We start from the raw sequence: 15,743 nt of genomic DNA, 5'->3' as shown, positions 1-15,743 counted from the left end.
GGAACCCGTTGTAGAGGGCGTACGATGCACCCTCAATCGTTATGCCGAGAGCCCTGGTACCGTAGGGCATGGTAAACATGGTCATTGAGCACGGGACCGTCGTCACGCCCGTGTACGAGGCCCGGATGGACGTCGGCGTGACGGACGGGACTGTCACCCAACTCGCCGCACCCGGTACGCTCGGCGAGCGCGCGAACGAGACGATCGACGCGACTGACCGCTACGTCTTCCCCGGGTTCCTCGACTCGCACGTCCACGCGAAGCTCGAACTCGGCGCGTTCACGACCGGCGACAAGTTCGACGACCTCACCGGTGCCGCGGCGATCGGTGGGACGACGACCATCGTCCCGTTCGCCATCCCCGACCCGGACGAGACGCCGCTGGACGCGCTCGACCGCCGCCAGCGCGAGGCTGCCGGCGATGCGTACGTCGACTACGCGTTCCACGGATGCGTCACCGACGCGACTCCCGAGACGCTCCGGGAAGTTCCGGAACTGATCGCGCGCGGTGCCGCGAGCGTCAAGACGTTCATGGTGTACGAGGATCGGTTGCGGCTCGACGACGGCGAACTCCGACGCGTGATGGGAACGGTCGCCGACGCGAACGGAATGCTGCTCGTGCACGCCGAGAACAACGAGATCATCGCGTCGCTCGTCGCCGAACGCACGGTCGACGGCCCCGCGGAATTCGAGATCCATCCCGAGACGCACCCGGCCGTCTCCGAGACAGCTGCGATGTGGACCGTCGCGGAACTCGTTGCCGAGACCGACTGCCCGACGCTCCTCGTCCACGCGAGCACCGCCGGCGCCCGGAACGTCCTTGAAGCCGCGACGACGCGCGGGCTCCCACTCGTCGCGGAGACGTGCCCGCACTATCTCGCCCTCACTGAAGACCGATACGAGGACCCCGACGGAGAGCGGTACGTCTGTAGCCCGCCACTGCGGGCTTCCGCGCACCGCGGCGCCCTGTGGGAGCTGCTCGCCGACGGTCACCTCTCGATGGTCAACAGCGACCACTGCGGGTACACGACCCGACAGAAGGCCGAGTTCCGAGACGACGTGACCCAGATTCCGAACGGACTCCCGGGCGTCTAGACGTGCAACACCGTCCTCTACTCGGCGGGCGTCGTCGAGGGGGAACTCTCCCGCCAACGGTTCGTCGAACTCGCGTCGACGAACGTCGCGAAGGCGTTCGGGCTCTACCCCCGGAAGGGAACCGTCGCCATCGGCGCCGACGCCGACCTCGTCGTCTACGACCCCGAACGCACGTGGACCGTCGACGGGGACGACCTCGGGATGACGTCGGACTACTCGCCGTTCGAGGGACTTGAAGTGACCGGCGCACCGGAGACGGTCCTGCTCCAGGCCGAACCGATCGTGGTCGACGGCGAACTCGTCGGCGACAAAGGGCACGGTGCGTTCCTCGAAACCGCCGCCGAAGACGCGGTGGAGCGATTCGAACAGCTACGAACAACCCAGTAGCCAGCCTCCTCTTCCCGTCGGGAGGTGTTCAGATACGGTCTGGAGAACGAGGTGGTGCGATTTCTCGATGAGTATGCGAGAAATCGACCGCCTCATCGAAGGCACCGACTGCTTCGAATTAGATTTCCCGGAGCGAGAGACGACACCGCAGCGCGCGATACGACTCGGTACCTGCCTCCATCTCGCTTGCTTGTCGCTTTCACGTACCGTCTCGATACTCGAAACGTTCGGTGTCGACCGCTGTCGAACGACCGTTCACAACAGGGTGCAGAAAGCCGACCGACAGCCCACCAGCGGTGCGAACCCGGATCACGTCGCCGTCAACGAGACCGTGATCCAACACAACGACGAGCAGTACTGGCTGTACGCTGCCGTCGATCGCGCAACCAACCGCCTGCTGCACGTTAGGCTGTTCCGACGAGAAACACTGCGCTCTCCAAGAGATTCATGGCGGAACTCCGCGAGAAACATCGCGTCGACAACGCGCACTTCCTCGTCGATAGGGCGCCCTGGCTCCAAGCTGCCTGTCACCAGCATGGCCTGCGATTCCGGCACGAAACGCACGGGAATCGCAACAGTGTCGAACGTGTATTCAAAGAAGTAAAGCGTCGAACAAACTCGGTCGAAAACTGTTTCAGCCATGCCGACGCCGAAACCGCAGAAACATGACTTTATAGTAGTAATTAGAAATAGCTGCTCACTTCTGGAACCGAAGTTAATCGAGAACAGTGTCGATCGCTGTGGTTAACTCGTCGAGCGAGTTAAAAATCGGTTGCTGAGTGCGGATTGTAGCTGTCTCAGCACTCTTCGACCGGATTCAGCTCCGGCGAATACGCGGGTAACGTCACGAATCGAGGTCGTCACGGGCCGCCAAGTCCGTGACGGCCGACGCCTGAAAATACGGCGCTCCATCCAAAACAGCGAGTAAATCGTCCTCAGTTCTTCTCATAATGCTAAAATGAAATGTTTCGCGTGCTCGGCGGTAACATACTCTTCAAATCGGGAGAAAAAGCGACCGCTGTCCTCGGTGATTGCGCCCAGCAGACACGTCCAGTCGCATTGGCCAGAGAGCTCGACGCTTGGTCGCGTGCCGCACGGAAACCATGCGGCACGCGATTCGACCTGTACCGATTTCTTGATCTGTCGATACAGACTACTGTGGCGTCCATCTCTGCTCGTCGTGGAACTCCTCTTGGTCGGATTCCTCGGTTTCGGCGGCTGGCCGGCGTGGTTTTTGATAACTCAGTCCCGCCTCTTTCAGCAACCGCCGGCTGCTCGGATAGGAGTATTCGACGCCGTACGTTTCCGCGAGAAACTCCTGGACGAGCGCCGGCGTCCACGCCGGCGCGTCGTAGCCGACGTCGGTCGGTGGCTCGTGAACCGTCTGCTCGAACTCCTCTTGCTGTATTTGTGAGAGCTTTCGCTTTCTTCCGGTTCGTTTATCGTCAACAACGGCTTCGTCGAGCGGTTCGTCCGTTTCTAGCCGCATCAGCCAGCTGTAGATTGTTCGCCGGCCGGTGCCGTACCACTCGGCAAGTTCAGTTTGCGTGACGCCGTTTTTGTACGCGATCGTCGCCAGCAGCCGCTGTGTCGGCTTGTTCCCCTCGACGTTGTCGAGCGCGTCTTGAAGTTTTTCGACGGGGATCTCGTCGAGATGATCCATTGCATACCACAACAATCTCTGGGCTGAAAGTTTTAACGTCCACTACAGACGGCAGATCTTCTCACAGTAGAGGTCCTCGATGTCCTCGTAGTAGGCAGCAGATATGCGTTTATGCCGCGAGCGTTTTAGTACGCTCTGGTCCGATCGCCACGCGTGTACTTCACCAGCTACCGATTCACGTCCTGTCCGACCCGCCAGTAGGTCGTGGACCGATGGCGAGCGAAATGACTCGTCACGGGGCGATGCTCATCCATCAGCATAGGCAGGATGAAACGCGTCCTTCCAGATGCCATTGACGCCCTTGCTGGTCATTTGCGTGTGACTCTTCAGCGAGAAGAACAGCCACGTTTCCCCGTTATTCGGGCGGGCGAGGGGATAGCGATCCAGGAGCCCACGAATCTCCACATCGAGCGGGAGCAATCGCGGCCGACTTGACTTGTTCCCATCCCGCTCGTGTCTCGACGACTTCGCCCGCGACTATGGGTACAGTACAAGCGCGTTACGATGGCGGACCTGATGACGGAGACGAACTACCCTCGTGGAGAACATCCGATTCAGTACATTATCAACGACCCGATTTAGGGGACCGATTCCAAACTGAGATTCCAGAATCATCTTTAGGCCTTCAGATTGGGTAACAGGGGATCTAGGAAACACTGTTGTATCAAAATTTACTCCAACATCGATTCTGAGCTCCGCAAGAACACCCGTCACCCAGCATGCAACCCGATCTAGGACGGGAACCAGTCGACAGTCCAATCGTACCCAAAACGCTTCAAACACACTGACACAGACGCGCTCAACGTCAATTCCGATGTGGAAGCCACATTAAAAACCGACTCAGAAGCCACCCAAAAATCGTCCAAACACGGTTGCAATCATGCGATTCTGTTAGTCTGTACGACCCTCCCAGCGCGAGAGGGCACAGCCAAACCCGTCGCGAGGGCCCACGAGAGCGAGCAATCTGAAAACATTCTATCACAGCCGCGCCGTCAGCAGGGGTTCGAGCCGTCGACGCTCCGATATCGTCCTAGTTCGACATCGATTGTGTGACTCCGGTCCACTTGCGGATGAGCGAGCTAGTTTTGGATACTACGCGGTTCGGTGAGTGCGCACTAGCCACCCGCTCGGACCGAGAAATCCCGTCAGACCGAGTTTGGAACCGATCTAGGAATCCGCGACCGACTCTAGCTGTCGGCGCAGCCGATCGACCGGGATGATATCGGTCATCCCCGGTGCATCGAGTGAGAACTGTTGCGGGGGTGTGGTGGACGCGTAGGTCTTCTCGACTCGCGGGTCGCCCTCGGGCGGATTATTGACCGCCTCGAGGACGGCGTGGGCATCGTCGTTCCGCATGACGATCCAAAGCGCTTCATCGGGCTCGGCGTCGGCCATCTTGTCATAATCATCCGGAACTGCCCGAATGATGTCGTGGTTCACCCGCTCGGCCTCGACGGCCACCTTGACATCGCCCTCGTCATCGAGGGCGGCGATATCTAGCCTTCGGTGTTCGTCTAGGTCATAGTAGGGAATCACCTCGCACACAGGCGACTCGGAATCGGCGACGTACGCCTGTTCGAAGTAGCGACGGCCAACTTCAATCGCCAGGACGTGCTCGCTCGACTCCTCGAGGTCGCCCGCGCCGTGACCATAGTCGACGCCCTGGCGATAGCTCTCGCCGATGACCGACCGGCCATCGGGTGTGACCGTGTAGAGCCGATGCGGGTGGTCCGTATCGTGGCGGAGATACTCGGAGTCGAGCAGTTCCTGTAGCGGGTCGCCCCCAATCCCGACGTACTCCTGGAGGCGGATCATCGAGTCCTCGACCAGGTCGTACTCAAGGGGATCGTATCGGAGCTGCTGGGCGTTGTACACCGCCTGGAGGAACATGAGCTGGCGATCCGACCACTCCGAAGCGGCTCGCTCGTCGGGCGAGAGCTTCAGATTCAACTCACAGATCGGGACGTCGTCGCGGTCGACCTCGGCGAGCGACCCACAACACGAGATTGCACGTTTCATGCCGTCATTCGACGGATCGTATCGGTTGTCACACTCACTGCAGCGGAGTGCGTGCGTCTCACCCTCGTATTCCACCGTTGGCGGCATGCGATTCGTGTGTGGGAGCGCCGAGTCGACGCGGAGTCGCGACTCCTCGGTTTCCGTCTCGGTCTCACCGCCGGCGTGCTGCGAGGCCGCACTCGGCTGGCCGAGCGTCAGCCCGAACGCCTCCCGCGTCCGGTCGCGGCATGCGTCGACGTCCGCATCGAAGTTCGTTTGCTCCTCGTGATTGAGTGGCCGCGGCCCACCCTGATCACCGGGCGGTGGCGGAAGCGACTCCACGGTGAACGGTCGGGGCTCGTCCACGCCGAAGGCGGCAGGGAGCGTCACCAGCCACTGGCCGCGCCGAAGCGCCCGGAGCCGATTGCCGACGTCCTGTGGCGATAGCTCGTCCGTGGCCAATCGCGTGGCGAGGCGCTGGTCGACCGGCACGTTGCCCGTCACGAACGTCGAGATGTTGTTCAATACCTCGTCGTACGCACCGGGGTCCTCCTCGCGAAGCTGTGCGGGAAACTGCATGGCGAGCGTCATCGCACAGTTGAACCCACGCGACTGGGCCAGCAGTTCCTTGAGCAGGTCCGAGACGGCGACGTTGGCGGCCTCTTCGACGTAGACGTTCACCAACGGGTCGTCATCTCCTCTTCGCGTCCGTCGGCGCAGCGCGGTCCACAGGTTCGAGAGCACCACCAGGGTGAGGACGCGCTGCGCCTCGCTTCGGAGTTCGCCCGTGTCGATGATGATTACTTCATTCTGGTTGAGGTGCTCGGCGAGATCGAAGTGCGGGTCGTCCGCCTCGGGGACGTGATTGAAGATGCGGGCGAGCCGCTGGTCGACAGGAATCTTCTCCAATCGATTGGCGACCCCTTGCATGATCTCGTCGAACGTCTGGGCGCGGTTGGCGACCACACCTCCAAGCATCCGTTCGAGGTCACCGTCGCTGACTGGAGGCACGGACTGGCGTTCGTGCATCCGGCGAACGGCGCCGTGGAGTTCGCGATGGGAGAAGGCGTCCTGGCCATTGACGGGGTCGAACAGCGCCTTCACCATGTACCGGATGACGTCAGGCGAGCGGACCGCCTGCTCGAACCGGTCGCGGCCCATGATCTGGGTGAGGATCTCGATGTAGTGGTCGGTGGCGTCTTCGACGGCCGTCGTTCGGGGGACGCCAGCGGCGAGTTCGTCGCGGATGTCGAAGAAGCCGAACGCGGGGAGCGTCTCCGCGCAGTCGAAGTAGACGACGTCCTCGAGGCTGCCGTACTCTGCGTAGTGGGCGCGGAGGTAGTCGATAGCCATTCCATCTCCTTTGGGGTCGATGAGGATATCCGCGCCCCTCGTGGCGTCGTGGTTCCGGAGAATGGCGTTGATGAGGCTCGTCGACTTGCCCGAGCCCGTCTTGCCGAACCAACCCACGTGAAGCGGTTGGAGCTGTGGGGGCAGCGAGATGGGGGTCGGGTCAGCGGTGCCGTCCTGCGTGAGCGGACGACCGAGCGGGAGCCCCTCGGTTCGATAGTTCGCGAGCAGGTCGTGTGGTGGGCGCGGGAGGGCGGTCCGTTCACCAGGGGTCGGGGCGAGTGCCCGGTTCCCGGCTTCGGTGAGGGCGATCCCGTCGAGCAGGCAGAACACCGGGGCTTCTGTCGGGTCGGCTACGATGCCACGACTCGTGTTCGCGGTCCACGGAGTTTGCTCGTGAGGGTGTCGTAGTCCGGTAGATGGACCGTTCTGGAGGTGAGGTCTTCGTAGATCGAGTGTGCTTTTTCGTCCGCGTCATGAGTCGCGTCGATGCTGTAGCAGGTACGGCTCGCCGCCTCGAACGCGGAGGTGATGCCCTCGAGATCCGTCGGTCGTGAGTCGCCGGGTTCAGTTACCGCGACGACGCGTGCGTTCACGACAAACGACCGGCGGGCGTTCTTCGCGTCGAGTTCCTCGAGCCGTGTGTTCGTCTCCGGATCGTCGACGCCATCGGCCTCGGGAGCGGGGAAAATCGAGTCGACTGCCCGCTGGGCTGGCGTATCTAGCCCGCGTTCGAGCCGATAGCATCGATCGGCGGCGTCGCCCGTCCAGTCGCGATACGGTCGGAGCAGCGTCTGGTAGACGGTCGGGCAGGTGGCCCCCGCGAGCGCTTCGACGATCGCGGCGAGCGGAAGGCGGGTGTCCGCGCTTTCCGTGAACGCCTCGAACGGCGTGAGCCGCGTTTGCCAGTCCTCACGGCGGTCGGCGCTGCCGTGAAATTCGACGGCCTGGAGGGTGGGTGTTGGGTTGACTTCGGAGTCGGACTCGTCCTCCTCATCCGGTGTTGGTGTCGGCATTGGAAGGAGGTTGATCGGGTGCCACTCCGTTTGGTCGAGTTCGTACTCGTTCGGAACGAGCGTTCGAACGAGTTGTTCGAGGTGGTCGAGCGCGTCCGGGTCGTCGATGCCGACGTAGTAGTGGAGCGGCGTATCGGGGTCGCCGTCGGTGGCGAGGAGCCACTCGATCGTCGGTCGTGGTTCGCTGGTGAACAGCGACCTGTACCACGGCTGGTCGGCGCTCGTCGTGAGTTGATGGAGGCGTTTGAACTGTGCCTGGACCGTCGCCGGATCGAGCGGTTGTTCGGTCGGGGTGAGTTCGAGGTAGGTTCGGGTCGTTTGTGTGGATGGTGAGTCAGTGAGAGGCGGCTCCATATGGGGACTAGTGACGTTCAATTCCGTCTCTTCTGTAGCTGATAAAGATGGCTAGTCACGGAATATAATGCTGGGTCAGGTAGGCGTGCTGGTGACTTCGAAAGCCCCCGTGGCGCTCGGGTCGGTGCGGCCGCTGCGCTCCTCGCTCGCTTCGCTCGCTGCGGTGCTTGACGGTCCGCGCCATCCCCGAGCGCCACGGCCCCTTTCAGTCCCACCCCGTTGACGGTCGGGTGTGGTACGTTCCTGATTGTCTGGTGTGCACGTGGAAGAGTCTATGAGTACCCCAAGGGGTGAGGTGCTTTGAGTTGAGCAACAGTACGTCAGATCCACGACGACTCGCCGAGTTCATTCCCGACCGCTCCGACCAGCGTGGCGATCCCTTGCTCGGATTCCCAAATCGCTGTCTGCACCCTGACTGGGAGCGCTCAGTGTCGTTCCTCACCGGCGATCGACTGGAGTGTTGCGAGCGGTGTGGCACCGTCCTGTCCCGGACCTCGCTCTGGGAGCCGTGGCTCGGTATCGACGGGGGGCAGCGATGACGGCCCATCGGTTCACGCTCACGTTCGAACGTTCACGTCTGCTGGCTGATCGGACGTGGTCCCGCTAGAGCTCTGCCACCCAACGTCTGCGACAGCTCGGTATCCCCGACCAACGCTGTGGGCATCGTGGCTGCGGGCCTGTGAGGTCGGGGGACAAGCAAGGCGGCAACAATTGTTCTCCATCCACTCCGATGTCGGCTGAGTCACTACGTGTCGTGTCCGGCTGGACAGACCAGACTTGACGGCTCGCCCCGCTCGCCGCTGCCGCCCGCTGCGTCGCTCCCACCGGTAATGAGGAGGTCGTGCCGTTCGACCGTTCGTATGTCGTGATCGGAGCGGCTGGCGGTATTGGAGGCCGCGTACGGGTAGCGAGTTTCCACCGCATCGAGTCGCGTAGCCAGCTCAAGCACTGCATCGGGGTCGCTGTAACGGTAAGGGTGTGCCAGGCTGACTACGTTATACGCTTCAGAAAGTAGTGAAACACCCCTCTCGAACGAGAGGACCTCGCGTAGCACGTAACAAGGGCCACTGTCACCGATGAGTTCGTCGAACGCGTCCTGGTATGAAAGGTCAGTCTCAGATGAGCGTCGATCGCGCGGGCGATGTGTGGACGACCGATACCCTCGTGGGGTTCCACACCAAGTGCGATATCTAGTTCACGCTCGACCAGTTCGATGATGCGTGCACCGCGAGTCTTCCGGTTCGCCTGAAGGCGGGTGAGTTCGGCGCAGAGCGCGGATGATTCCGTCACTCCGTACCCCATCAAGTCGATTCGTTCGGAAAGCGACCTCACCTCGACGCGAAGCTCAATGCCGTGGATAACGTCGATGCCGTTGACTCGAATAAGCGGTGCATCCAGGTCGGGATGGATCCTATCGTGATCGGTGAGGCGATCGCGGTGATGTCTGCGTCAGTTGCTGCAGCCGGAACCTCCTCGAGACTGAGTTCACCGTCCGAATTCGTCGTGTGAACGTGCAGATCCGCATAGATCGACCCTTCCATACCTCGTTGATTTCCACCTCTGGATTGGAGTTCTACCACCATAGCCTACGGGGTTACTCCGCGTTTCTCGGGAGTGTCCTAGCAACGACATTGTGGAGGGTAACGTGGGTACGGTAACCCGATGTACGACCGACCGGTCGTTCTCGCTAACTGCGATCTCGTTGACGACAACGATCGGGATTTCGAGTCACCTGCCAGAATCGTTTTCGTGCTACTCGTTGTACCTCAGACCACAATGGAATCAGTGAGCGTCCGCTACCAAACAGACAGGCGGTGGCGACGAACGCGATCTGTTCGTCATACCGTGATGCCCCGGATTCCGACGGCGTCTCAGTGGCCGGGCCACAGCCTTCTGAGGGAGACAACGAAAGTTCCCCCGGCGTATCGTCGGTTCCCGCCGCGTGGAGTTGGAACCTCGAAGGTCGCAATAGCCGAAATCCGGCCGGATTCCGCAGTCTACAGGCCGTGTAGGAGGGCAAAGCCGACGACTGACCAACGTATGACGGCTCGGCGACAATCGAGGAACCCGACCCGTCAGTTCCGACGCTGGATTGAGTCGGTAGAGACGTTGGGAGGTGGCGGCCAGTGAGTCTCGAAGAAACGACGGGCAATCTCCGAGATCAGGCCAAACGGAACTACGAGCGTGTAAAAAACGAGATCATCACGGAGGAGAAGCAGTCAATTCTATCAGACTATCAAGCTGACGACTTTGACAGTGTGCTGCTCATCGTGACGGCTCCGAGAGGGGGAAGTAGTCTCCTTTTCGATATCCTTCGACACCATGAAGGGACGTGTAGTCTCGATGGCGAGCACGATCGCTGGTTCACTCTGAACGGGATCTGTTACCCTGCCCTCGAGTCCGACGTCGTTCCGGCCGACTTCGAGTCGTTCGATAGAGAGAAACTTCTGACTGATCTCCTCGCTGAGGTCGGTGCAACCGACCGATCCGGCGACCGAACGCATCGTGTGGATAACACGCTCGTCCGGCTCCCATTGCAGTTTCCTGATCGAGAGCTCCCGTACGAGCAGATACGCGACCAACTACTTGCTGGAGTGTCGCTCGATGAGATACTCGAGGAGCTCGGAATCCTGCCACTGCAGTACGATAAATACGCAGAACGAGACGCAAACAGCCCGTTCGAAGCCGAAACGATCGAGGACCGACCGTTCGTCTCCTCGCACCGTCACAAGCGTGGTCTCACAGCGGACGATTTCGAGCGGACGCTCGTCCTCAAAGCGAGTGGCGACGCATACCGGCTTCTGTGGATCCGCGAGCAGCTGTTTCCCGAGACCGATGTCAAAGTCGTTCACCTCACGCGGAACCCAGCAGCGTCGATTAACGGACTCTACGACGGGTGGCGGCTGAACAGAGGGTTCCAGACGTACGACGTTGGCGATCTCGATCTCAAAGGCTACGACGGCTCGCTGTGGTGCTATGATCTCCCGGTGGGCTGGGTTAAGGAGGGGAACCTCATCGATGTCTGCCTGATGCAGTGGGCTCAAGCCCACCGCCATATCCTCGATGGCCGCGATGCGTTCGAGGACATCCTTCGAGTCCGGTTCGAGGATCTCCTCACCGACAGCCGCTCCACTATTAAGGAGATCGTCGAGTTCGCCGATCTCGGCGAGTCGACACTGCTCTCCGAGAACGTCGAAAACCCCAATAAGGTGATGACGACGAAGGAACCGCGACACGCTCGCTGGCGAGACAGGGAAGACCTCGTCAAGAACGCGCTTGATCGAGCCGACGAGCCGTATACCGAGGTGGTCGAGGAACTGGGATACACGGAGGAGTCTGAATGGATCTGAGCGAATCGCCAAAGCATGAGAACAGCGGTGAGGTGATTCGTGCCGATCACTGTCGAGGCGATGACCGTCGGAATCGACGATGATTCGCTTCACAAGTACGGCAGACGAGGCGATACACATGTCCAACGATACACCGAATGCAGAGTCGACACCGGCTGAGGCGTATACTACCGAACTCACGATCGTCGATGAGATTCGGAACGAAGCAGATGGACTCGCTCGTCTCAGGGGAGGGGTCGATTAATGTCTGAAGAGACCATTTGGCTCTTCGGATTGCCATGTTCCGGGAAGACAACGCTCGCCGAGGGGTTACTCGGTCCGAGTACGGTCCACTTGGATGGGGATTATCTTCGAAACACCCTCAATTCCGATCTCGGGTTCTCGAAGGAGGATCGAACCGAGAACCTCAGACGGGCTGCTGGAGTCGCACAAGCGTTGAACGAACAGGGGTTCGACGTCGTCGCGTCGTTCATCACGCCGTATCGGTCCCAGCGAGACCTGATCGCCGAGACGATCGAGAACGTCTCGTTCGTCTATGTCAATGCACCTGTCGAAGTGTGCGAGGAACGCGATGTCAAGGGAATGTACGAGCAGGCTCGTAACGGTGAGATCGAGGGCTTCACCGGTATCGACGCGCCGTTCGAGGAGCCAGAGGGAGAGGAGACCGGACTCGAAGTCCAGACGGCGACGCACTCGAAGGAGGAGAGTCTCGAGAAGATCAATACAGAGCTAGACCTCAAGTTCAATCCAAGCCACATCTTCATCGGTCGCTGGCAGCCACTCCACGATGGCCACCGGACGATCATCGATTCAGCCGCAGACAACGGCAAGAACGTCATTATCGCCATCCGCGACACCGAGCTCAGCGAGAAGAATCCCCTCACCGCACAGGAGCGCCAGGAGCTAATTGAGGACGTCTACGAGGACCATCCGAACGTCGAGACGATGATTATTCCGGATGTCGATACCGTGGCTATCGGACGAGACGTCGGATACTCGGTCGTCTCGGTTCCCGAGGAGGTCGCAGAGATCAGCGGAACCGAGACGCGCGAGGAGTACGAGAAGAACGAGCTCCTCACGGGACAGCACTTGGAGGACTAACGTATTCGCCACCGACATCTTCACCATGAATAGAGCAGGGCTACTGTTCGATCAGTCCGAATTGCAAGACGCGATAGAAACGGGAGAGCTACTCGCATGGAAGAAACAGAGATATCTTGCGTTCAAAAAGTCGATGCGGAAGACTCGGTATCCGTGTCATTTTGCAGTTCGAGCTGAACGTACCGATTCCGCTCGGTACCTCTTCGCCGGGGCTGCTGGTGATCGTGATGCGCTTCTCAAAGTGAGAGAAGGATTGCGACAGTATCTCGAACGGTATCAGTCGATAGCCGAACGAACGACGTTGGTGATCTTTTTCGAGCCTCCTACTGAAGAGCAAAGTGAACAGGAGTACCGGACTCAGTTCTGGAGAGTTCTCGAATTCCTCAACAGACGAGATCCGGAGCCATGGCCTAGCGACGTTCCCGAAGACCCAAATGATCCCGAGTGGGAATTCTGCTTCTCCGGAGAACCGATGTTCATCGTCGGACGTGCTCCGTTCTATACGGATCGGCAGAGCAGGTATACGCCATACGGACTCGAAATAACGATCCAGCCACGGAGAACACTCGACGACATTACTGGAGATACAATGGAAGGCCAGCAAGCGCGTTCGGTCATCAGAGATCGGTTAGAGGACTATGACGATACTGCTCCTCATCCCGATATTGGAGATTATAGCGACCCCAACACGCGAGAATGGAAACAGTATCTCCTTCCAGCATCGAACGAGGAGAGTTTGGGTGAATTTCCCTTCGAGATAGATACGGAGTAAGTAGAGAATGCCTCTCAAGCGAATTGTGCTGCCTGTTTCGAGCACCAACCCAACAATGGAGAAACGAACACCTGGCTTTCCTGTCGATGTTTTCATTGGATTACTTGTGGCCGCGTGTTGACGCCAATGAGAACATCTCATTCCGGAACACGAACACACTGTAACGCCGGAACCCCGTAGTGTGCCCTCTCGCCCCCCCATTTCACAAACCGTCTCGTCGCGGTGGGGCGAATGCAGCTCGAAGTCTCGACGAATGGGGGAGCGGCAGTCGTCGCAATACGCGATGTGAACGGCGCGATGGACGAACCAGCGGGGATTGATACGGCATCTGTCCCATCACACGATGAGCCGTTTGGAGTCAGTATGGCGTCATCGATTTCCATCGGTAGATAGGTGTGTACGAACGGCCCGCCCCGCTCGCCGCTGCCGCCCGCCGCGTCGCTCGCGACCGACCAGTCCGGGCGTGCGGGCGCTCTCCGCACCGCCCGCGCCCGTTCCGGGCTAAAGTGCATGTGCCCTCGGCGCCAGCACCAAGCGCGCTTTCGGTTGCGTCGCCCTCGCTCCGGGGTCGCTCGGTCGACGGACGCGAAACCGGCTTGTGTGCTGGCCGCTCGCGCAGGGCGGGTCGCCGCGCGGTGCTGGCTGGGTGGCCCGACGTGAGGCGCGCGCCGCTCGCGCCCAGGGGCGCTCGCGAAGGCGCGAGCGGCGCGCGCGGACCTGTCGGTCTGCGTCGTCGGGAATGATCCAGCGAATCAAACCATCCAGATTCGCCACGAGGATGTCACGAGTGTCGACGTTCAGCAGGCGGGCCAACTCTTCTGGAAGCATCGTACAATCCGAATCCAGACGAATAATCAGACGCTCAAAATCCCCGACGGTGCCGGGACTGATCTCGAAGCTGCTGCGAGATACATTCGTACCGCTGCGTATGAGGAACGGTGTGGCGCAGGCGAGCGGCTCCTCGAATGCTGCGACGTCGTCGCGACCAGTAACGGGTTCACTACAGTTGAAGCCGTGTTGGACGCAGCCAAGTCGCGGTTCGAATCCGCTGCGGAATTGGGCGAGAAGTACGATCTTGACACAGCCAGGGCGGAAGCCGGTGTGGAGTTCACCAATACCTGTCTCGAAAGAGCTGACCGGCAGGTTCGATTCGAGGAGTTGCTCACAGAGGCTCAGCGGCTCGTCAGTGATGCACGGACAGCCTCGATAAACGGCGAGGAAGGTCGGGCAAGCCAGCAGTACTGTGAGGCGAAGTCGAAGCTTGAGGGGGTGCTGGCCGCCTCAGATGAGAAGCCGAGTTCCTCGGTGGTGGAATCCAAACAGCTCTATACAAGACTTGAGGAGGCTCTTTCGTCGGGAGCCGACAGCAGTGGTACGGAGAAGAAATCGAGCACTGAGACCGAGACAGCGACCACTGAGCAGTCCTCGAGGAGCAATGGTCAACGACCCACGCGGGACGATCTCATCAACGAACTCCAGACCTTGACAGAGGAACTCGGCGGCGCGCCAAAGGCTCCCGAGATGGACGATCAAGGATCGTATTCGACTCACGAGTATTATCGGAAGTTCGGATCGTGGAACGATGCACTGGACGCTGCCGGTATCGACCGAAGGGAGTCGCTCCTCACTGAACTAGAGCGTGTTGCTGCTGACATCGGAGAGATACCGTCAACCACTCAGTCGATGAACACGGTCGATACAGCTCCGGGATGTATGCCAATAAGTTTGGGACGATAACTGCAGCACGCGATGCCGCAGATTTCTCCAGCGTCAAAGATCGCGAACAGGGATCCCAAGCACACGTTTCGACCGACGAATCACACAGTCAGCCCGACGACAGCGCCACGGAGTCCTCCCCAGATTCTGGACCATCCCGAGAGGCACTCATCGACGAGATTCAGCGTCTTGATGACGGTGATAACCTCGTGCCGTACGCGTCGGAGATGGATTCGGACGGCGCGTACAAAGCGTATGACTGTCTCCAGGAATTCGGCTCATGGGATGAAGCGCTTGAAGCTGCAGGGATCGACAAGCGTGCTCGACTCCTTGAGGAACTCCGACGCGTTCGAGACGAGCTCAAACGGATGCCGAAAACGACAGACATGGATCATCACGGGCGAGTCTCTGCCTCAATGTACGCCAATTTCTTTGGATCGTGGACGAAAGCAACCTCCCTGATTGATGCAAGAGAAGAGCCGACATGCGAGACAACTACCTCTGATCCGTCTCCTAGAACCGGAGATGAATCGAATTCATCGCCCGTTTTGAACGTTGACAAAGACTCCATCCTCACCTGGGAGGATATCCCGGGGAACAGTCGGCTTCCGTCTCCGATCGCGGTTCAGGTGAAGGAGAAGAAAAGGACGCGGTCGAATCGTGTGGAGGGCCGGTATCTGGTCGCTGATCTCAACGACAAGGAGTTCGAGCTCAAAGTCTGGCAGAAACATGAGCTCGATATCGAGTGGGACGTCGATACCTGGTATGTTCTGAGTGAGGCCAGAGGAACGGTCTGGGAGAGCGACGGCGAGGTCCACCGACTTCTCGATAGCACGAGGGACCTTACGGCGATGGAGTATGGAGTACGATCACCAATGGATGAATCATAGATAAAAGAACATATTTATGCATAGATCGGCTCTCACAGTCTCCCAGCTTCCG

General features: G+C 59.9%; 7 protein-coding genes and 3 pseudogenes. 7 read left to right on the top strand and 3 right to left on the bottom strand.

Going from position 1 to position 15,743, the window contains the following annotated elements; all coding sequences use genetic code 11:
* Positions 1–68: 68 nt before the first annotated feature.
* Together hydA and HUG12_RS00690 are read left to right on the top strand one after the other, a co-directional pair.
* Positions 69–1,481: pseudogene (gene hydA, locus HUG12_RS00700) on the top strand (dihydropyrimidinase).
* A 73-nt stretch (positions 1,482–1,554) separates the two neighbouring features.
* Positions 1,555–2,150 (top strand): annotated as a pseudogene (locus HUG12_RS00690) (IS6 family transposase).
* A 14-nt stretch (positions 2,151–2,164) separates the two neighbouring features.
* Here HUG12_RS00690 and HUG12_RS00685 read toward each other — a convergent pair.
* The 3 genes and pseudogenes from HUG12_RS00685 to HUG12_RS21950 all read right to left on the bottom strand — a co-directional run bounded on the left by HUG12_RS00685 (position 2,165) and on the right by HUG12_RS21950 (position 7,862).
* Positions 2,165–3,144 (bottom strand): annotated as a pseudogene (locus HUG12_RS00685) (IS630 family transposase).
* 1,167 nt (positions 3,145–4,311) lie between these two features.
* On the bottom strand, positions 4,312–6,825 hold the full coding sequence (locus tag HUG12_RS00680) for an ATP-binding protein (RefSeq protein WP_321169641.1): 2,514 nt from the start codon (positions 6,823–6,825) through the stop codon (positions 4,312–4,314).
* A gap of 20 nt (positions 6,826–6,845) precedes the next feature.
* A complete protein-coding gene (locus HUG12_RS21950; protein ID WP_321169639.1) occupies positions 6,846–7,862 on the bottom strand; it encodes a hypothetical protein in 1,017 nt (338 codons plus the stop codon).
* Between the two features lie 2,126 nt (positions 7,863–9,988).
* Between HUG12_RS21950 and HUG12_RS00675 the strand changes: the two genes are divergently transcribed.
* The 5 genes from HUG12_RS00675 to HUG12_RS00655 all read left to right on the top strand — a co-directional run bounded on the left by HUG12_RS00675 (position 9,989) and on the right by HUG12_RS00655 (position 15,691).
* Positions 9,989–11,212, top strand: a complete 1,224-nt coding sequence (locus tag HUG12_RS00675) for a sulfotransferase domain-containing protein (RefSeq protein WP_179266934.1) — start codon at positions 9,989–9,991, stop codon at positions 11,210–11,212.
* Between the two features lie 243 nt (positions 11,213–11,455).
* Positions 11,456–12,313, top strand: coding sequence for an adenylyl-sulfate kinase (gene cysC / locus HUG12_RS00670; protein WP_179266933.1), 858 nt, complete (start codon positions 11,456–11,458; stop codon positions 12,311–12,313).
* A 25-nt stretch (positions 12,314–12,338) separates the two neighbouring features.
* Positions 12,339–13,085, top strand: coding sequence for a YqcI/YcgG family protein (locus HUG12_RS00665; protein WP_179266932.1), 747 nt, complete (start codon positions 12,339–12,341; stop codon positions 13,083–13,085).
* A gap of 1,017 nt (positions 13,086–14,102) precedes the next feature.
* A complete protein-coding gene (locus tag HUG12_RS00660; RefSeq protein ID WP_179266931.1) occupies positions 14,103–14,822 on the top strand; it encodes a homing endonuclease associated repeat-containing protein in 720 nt (239 codons plus the stop codon).
* Positions 14,795–15,691, top strand: coding sequence for a homing endonuclease associated repeat-containing protein (locus HUG12_RS00655; protein ID WP_179266930.1), 897 nt, complete (start codon positions 14,795–14,797; stop codon positions 15,689–15,691). Before HUG12_RS00660 ends, HUG12_RS00655 begins: the two co-directional genes overlap by 28 nt.
* The last annotated feature ends 52 nt before the right edge of the window (positions 15,692–15,743 follow it).

The organism is Halorarum salinum (genome assembly GCF_013402875.1).
In the GTDB taxonomy this organism is placed as follows: Archaea; Halobacteriota; Halobacteria; order Halobacteriales; family Haloferacaceae; genus Halorarum; species Halorarum salinum.
The sequence above is the reverse complement of the archived record's forward strand: the minus strand, read 5'-3'. Positions and strand labels throughout refer to the sequence as shown.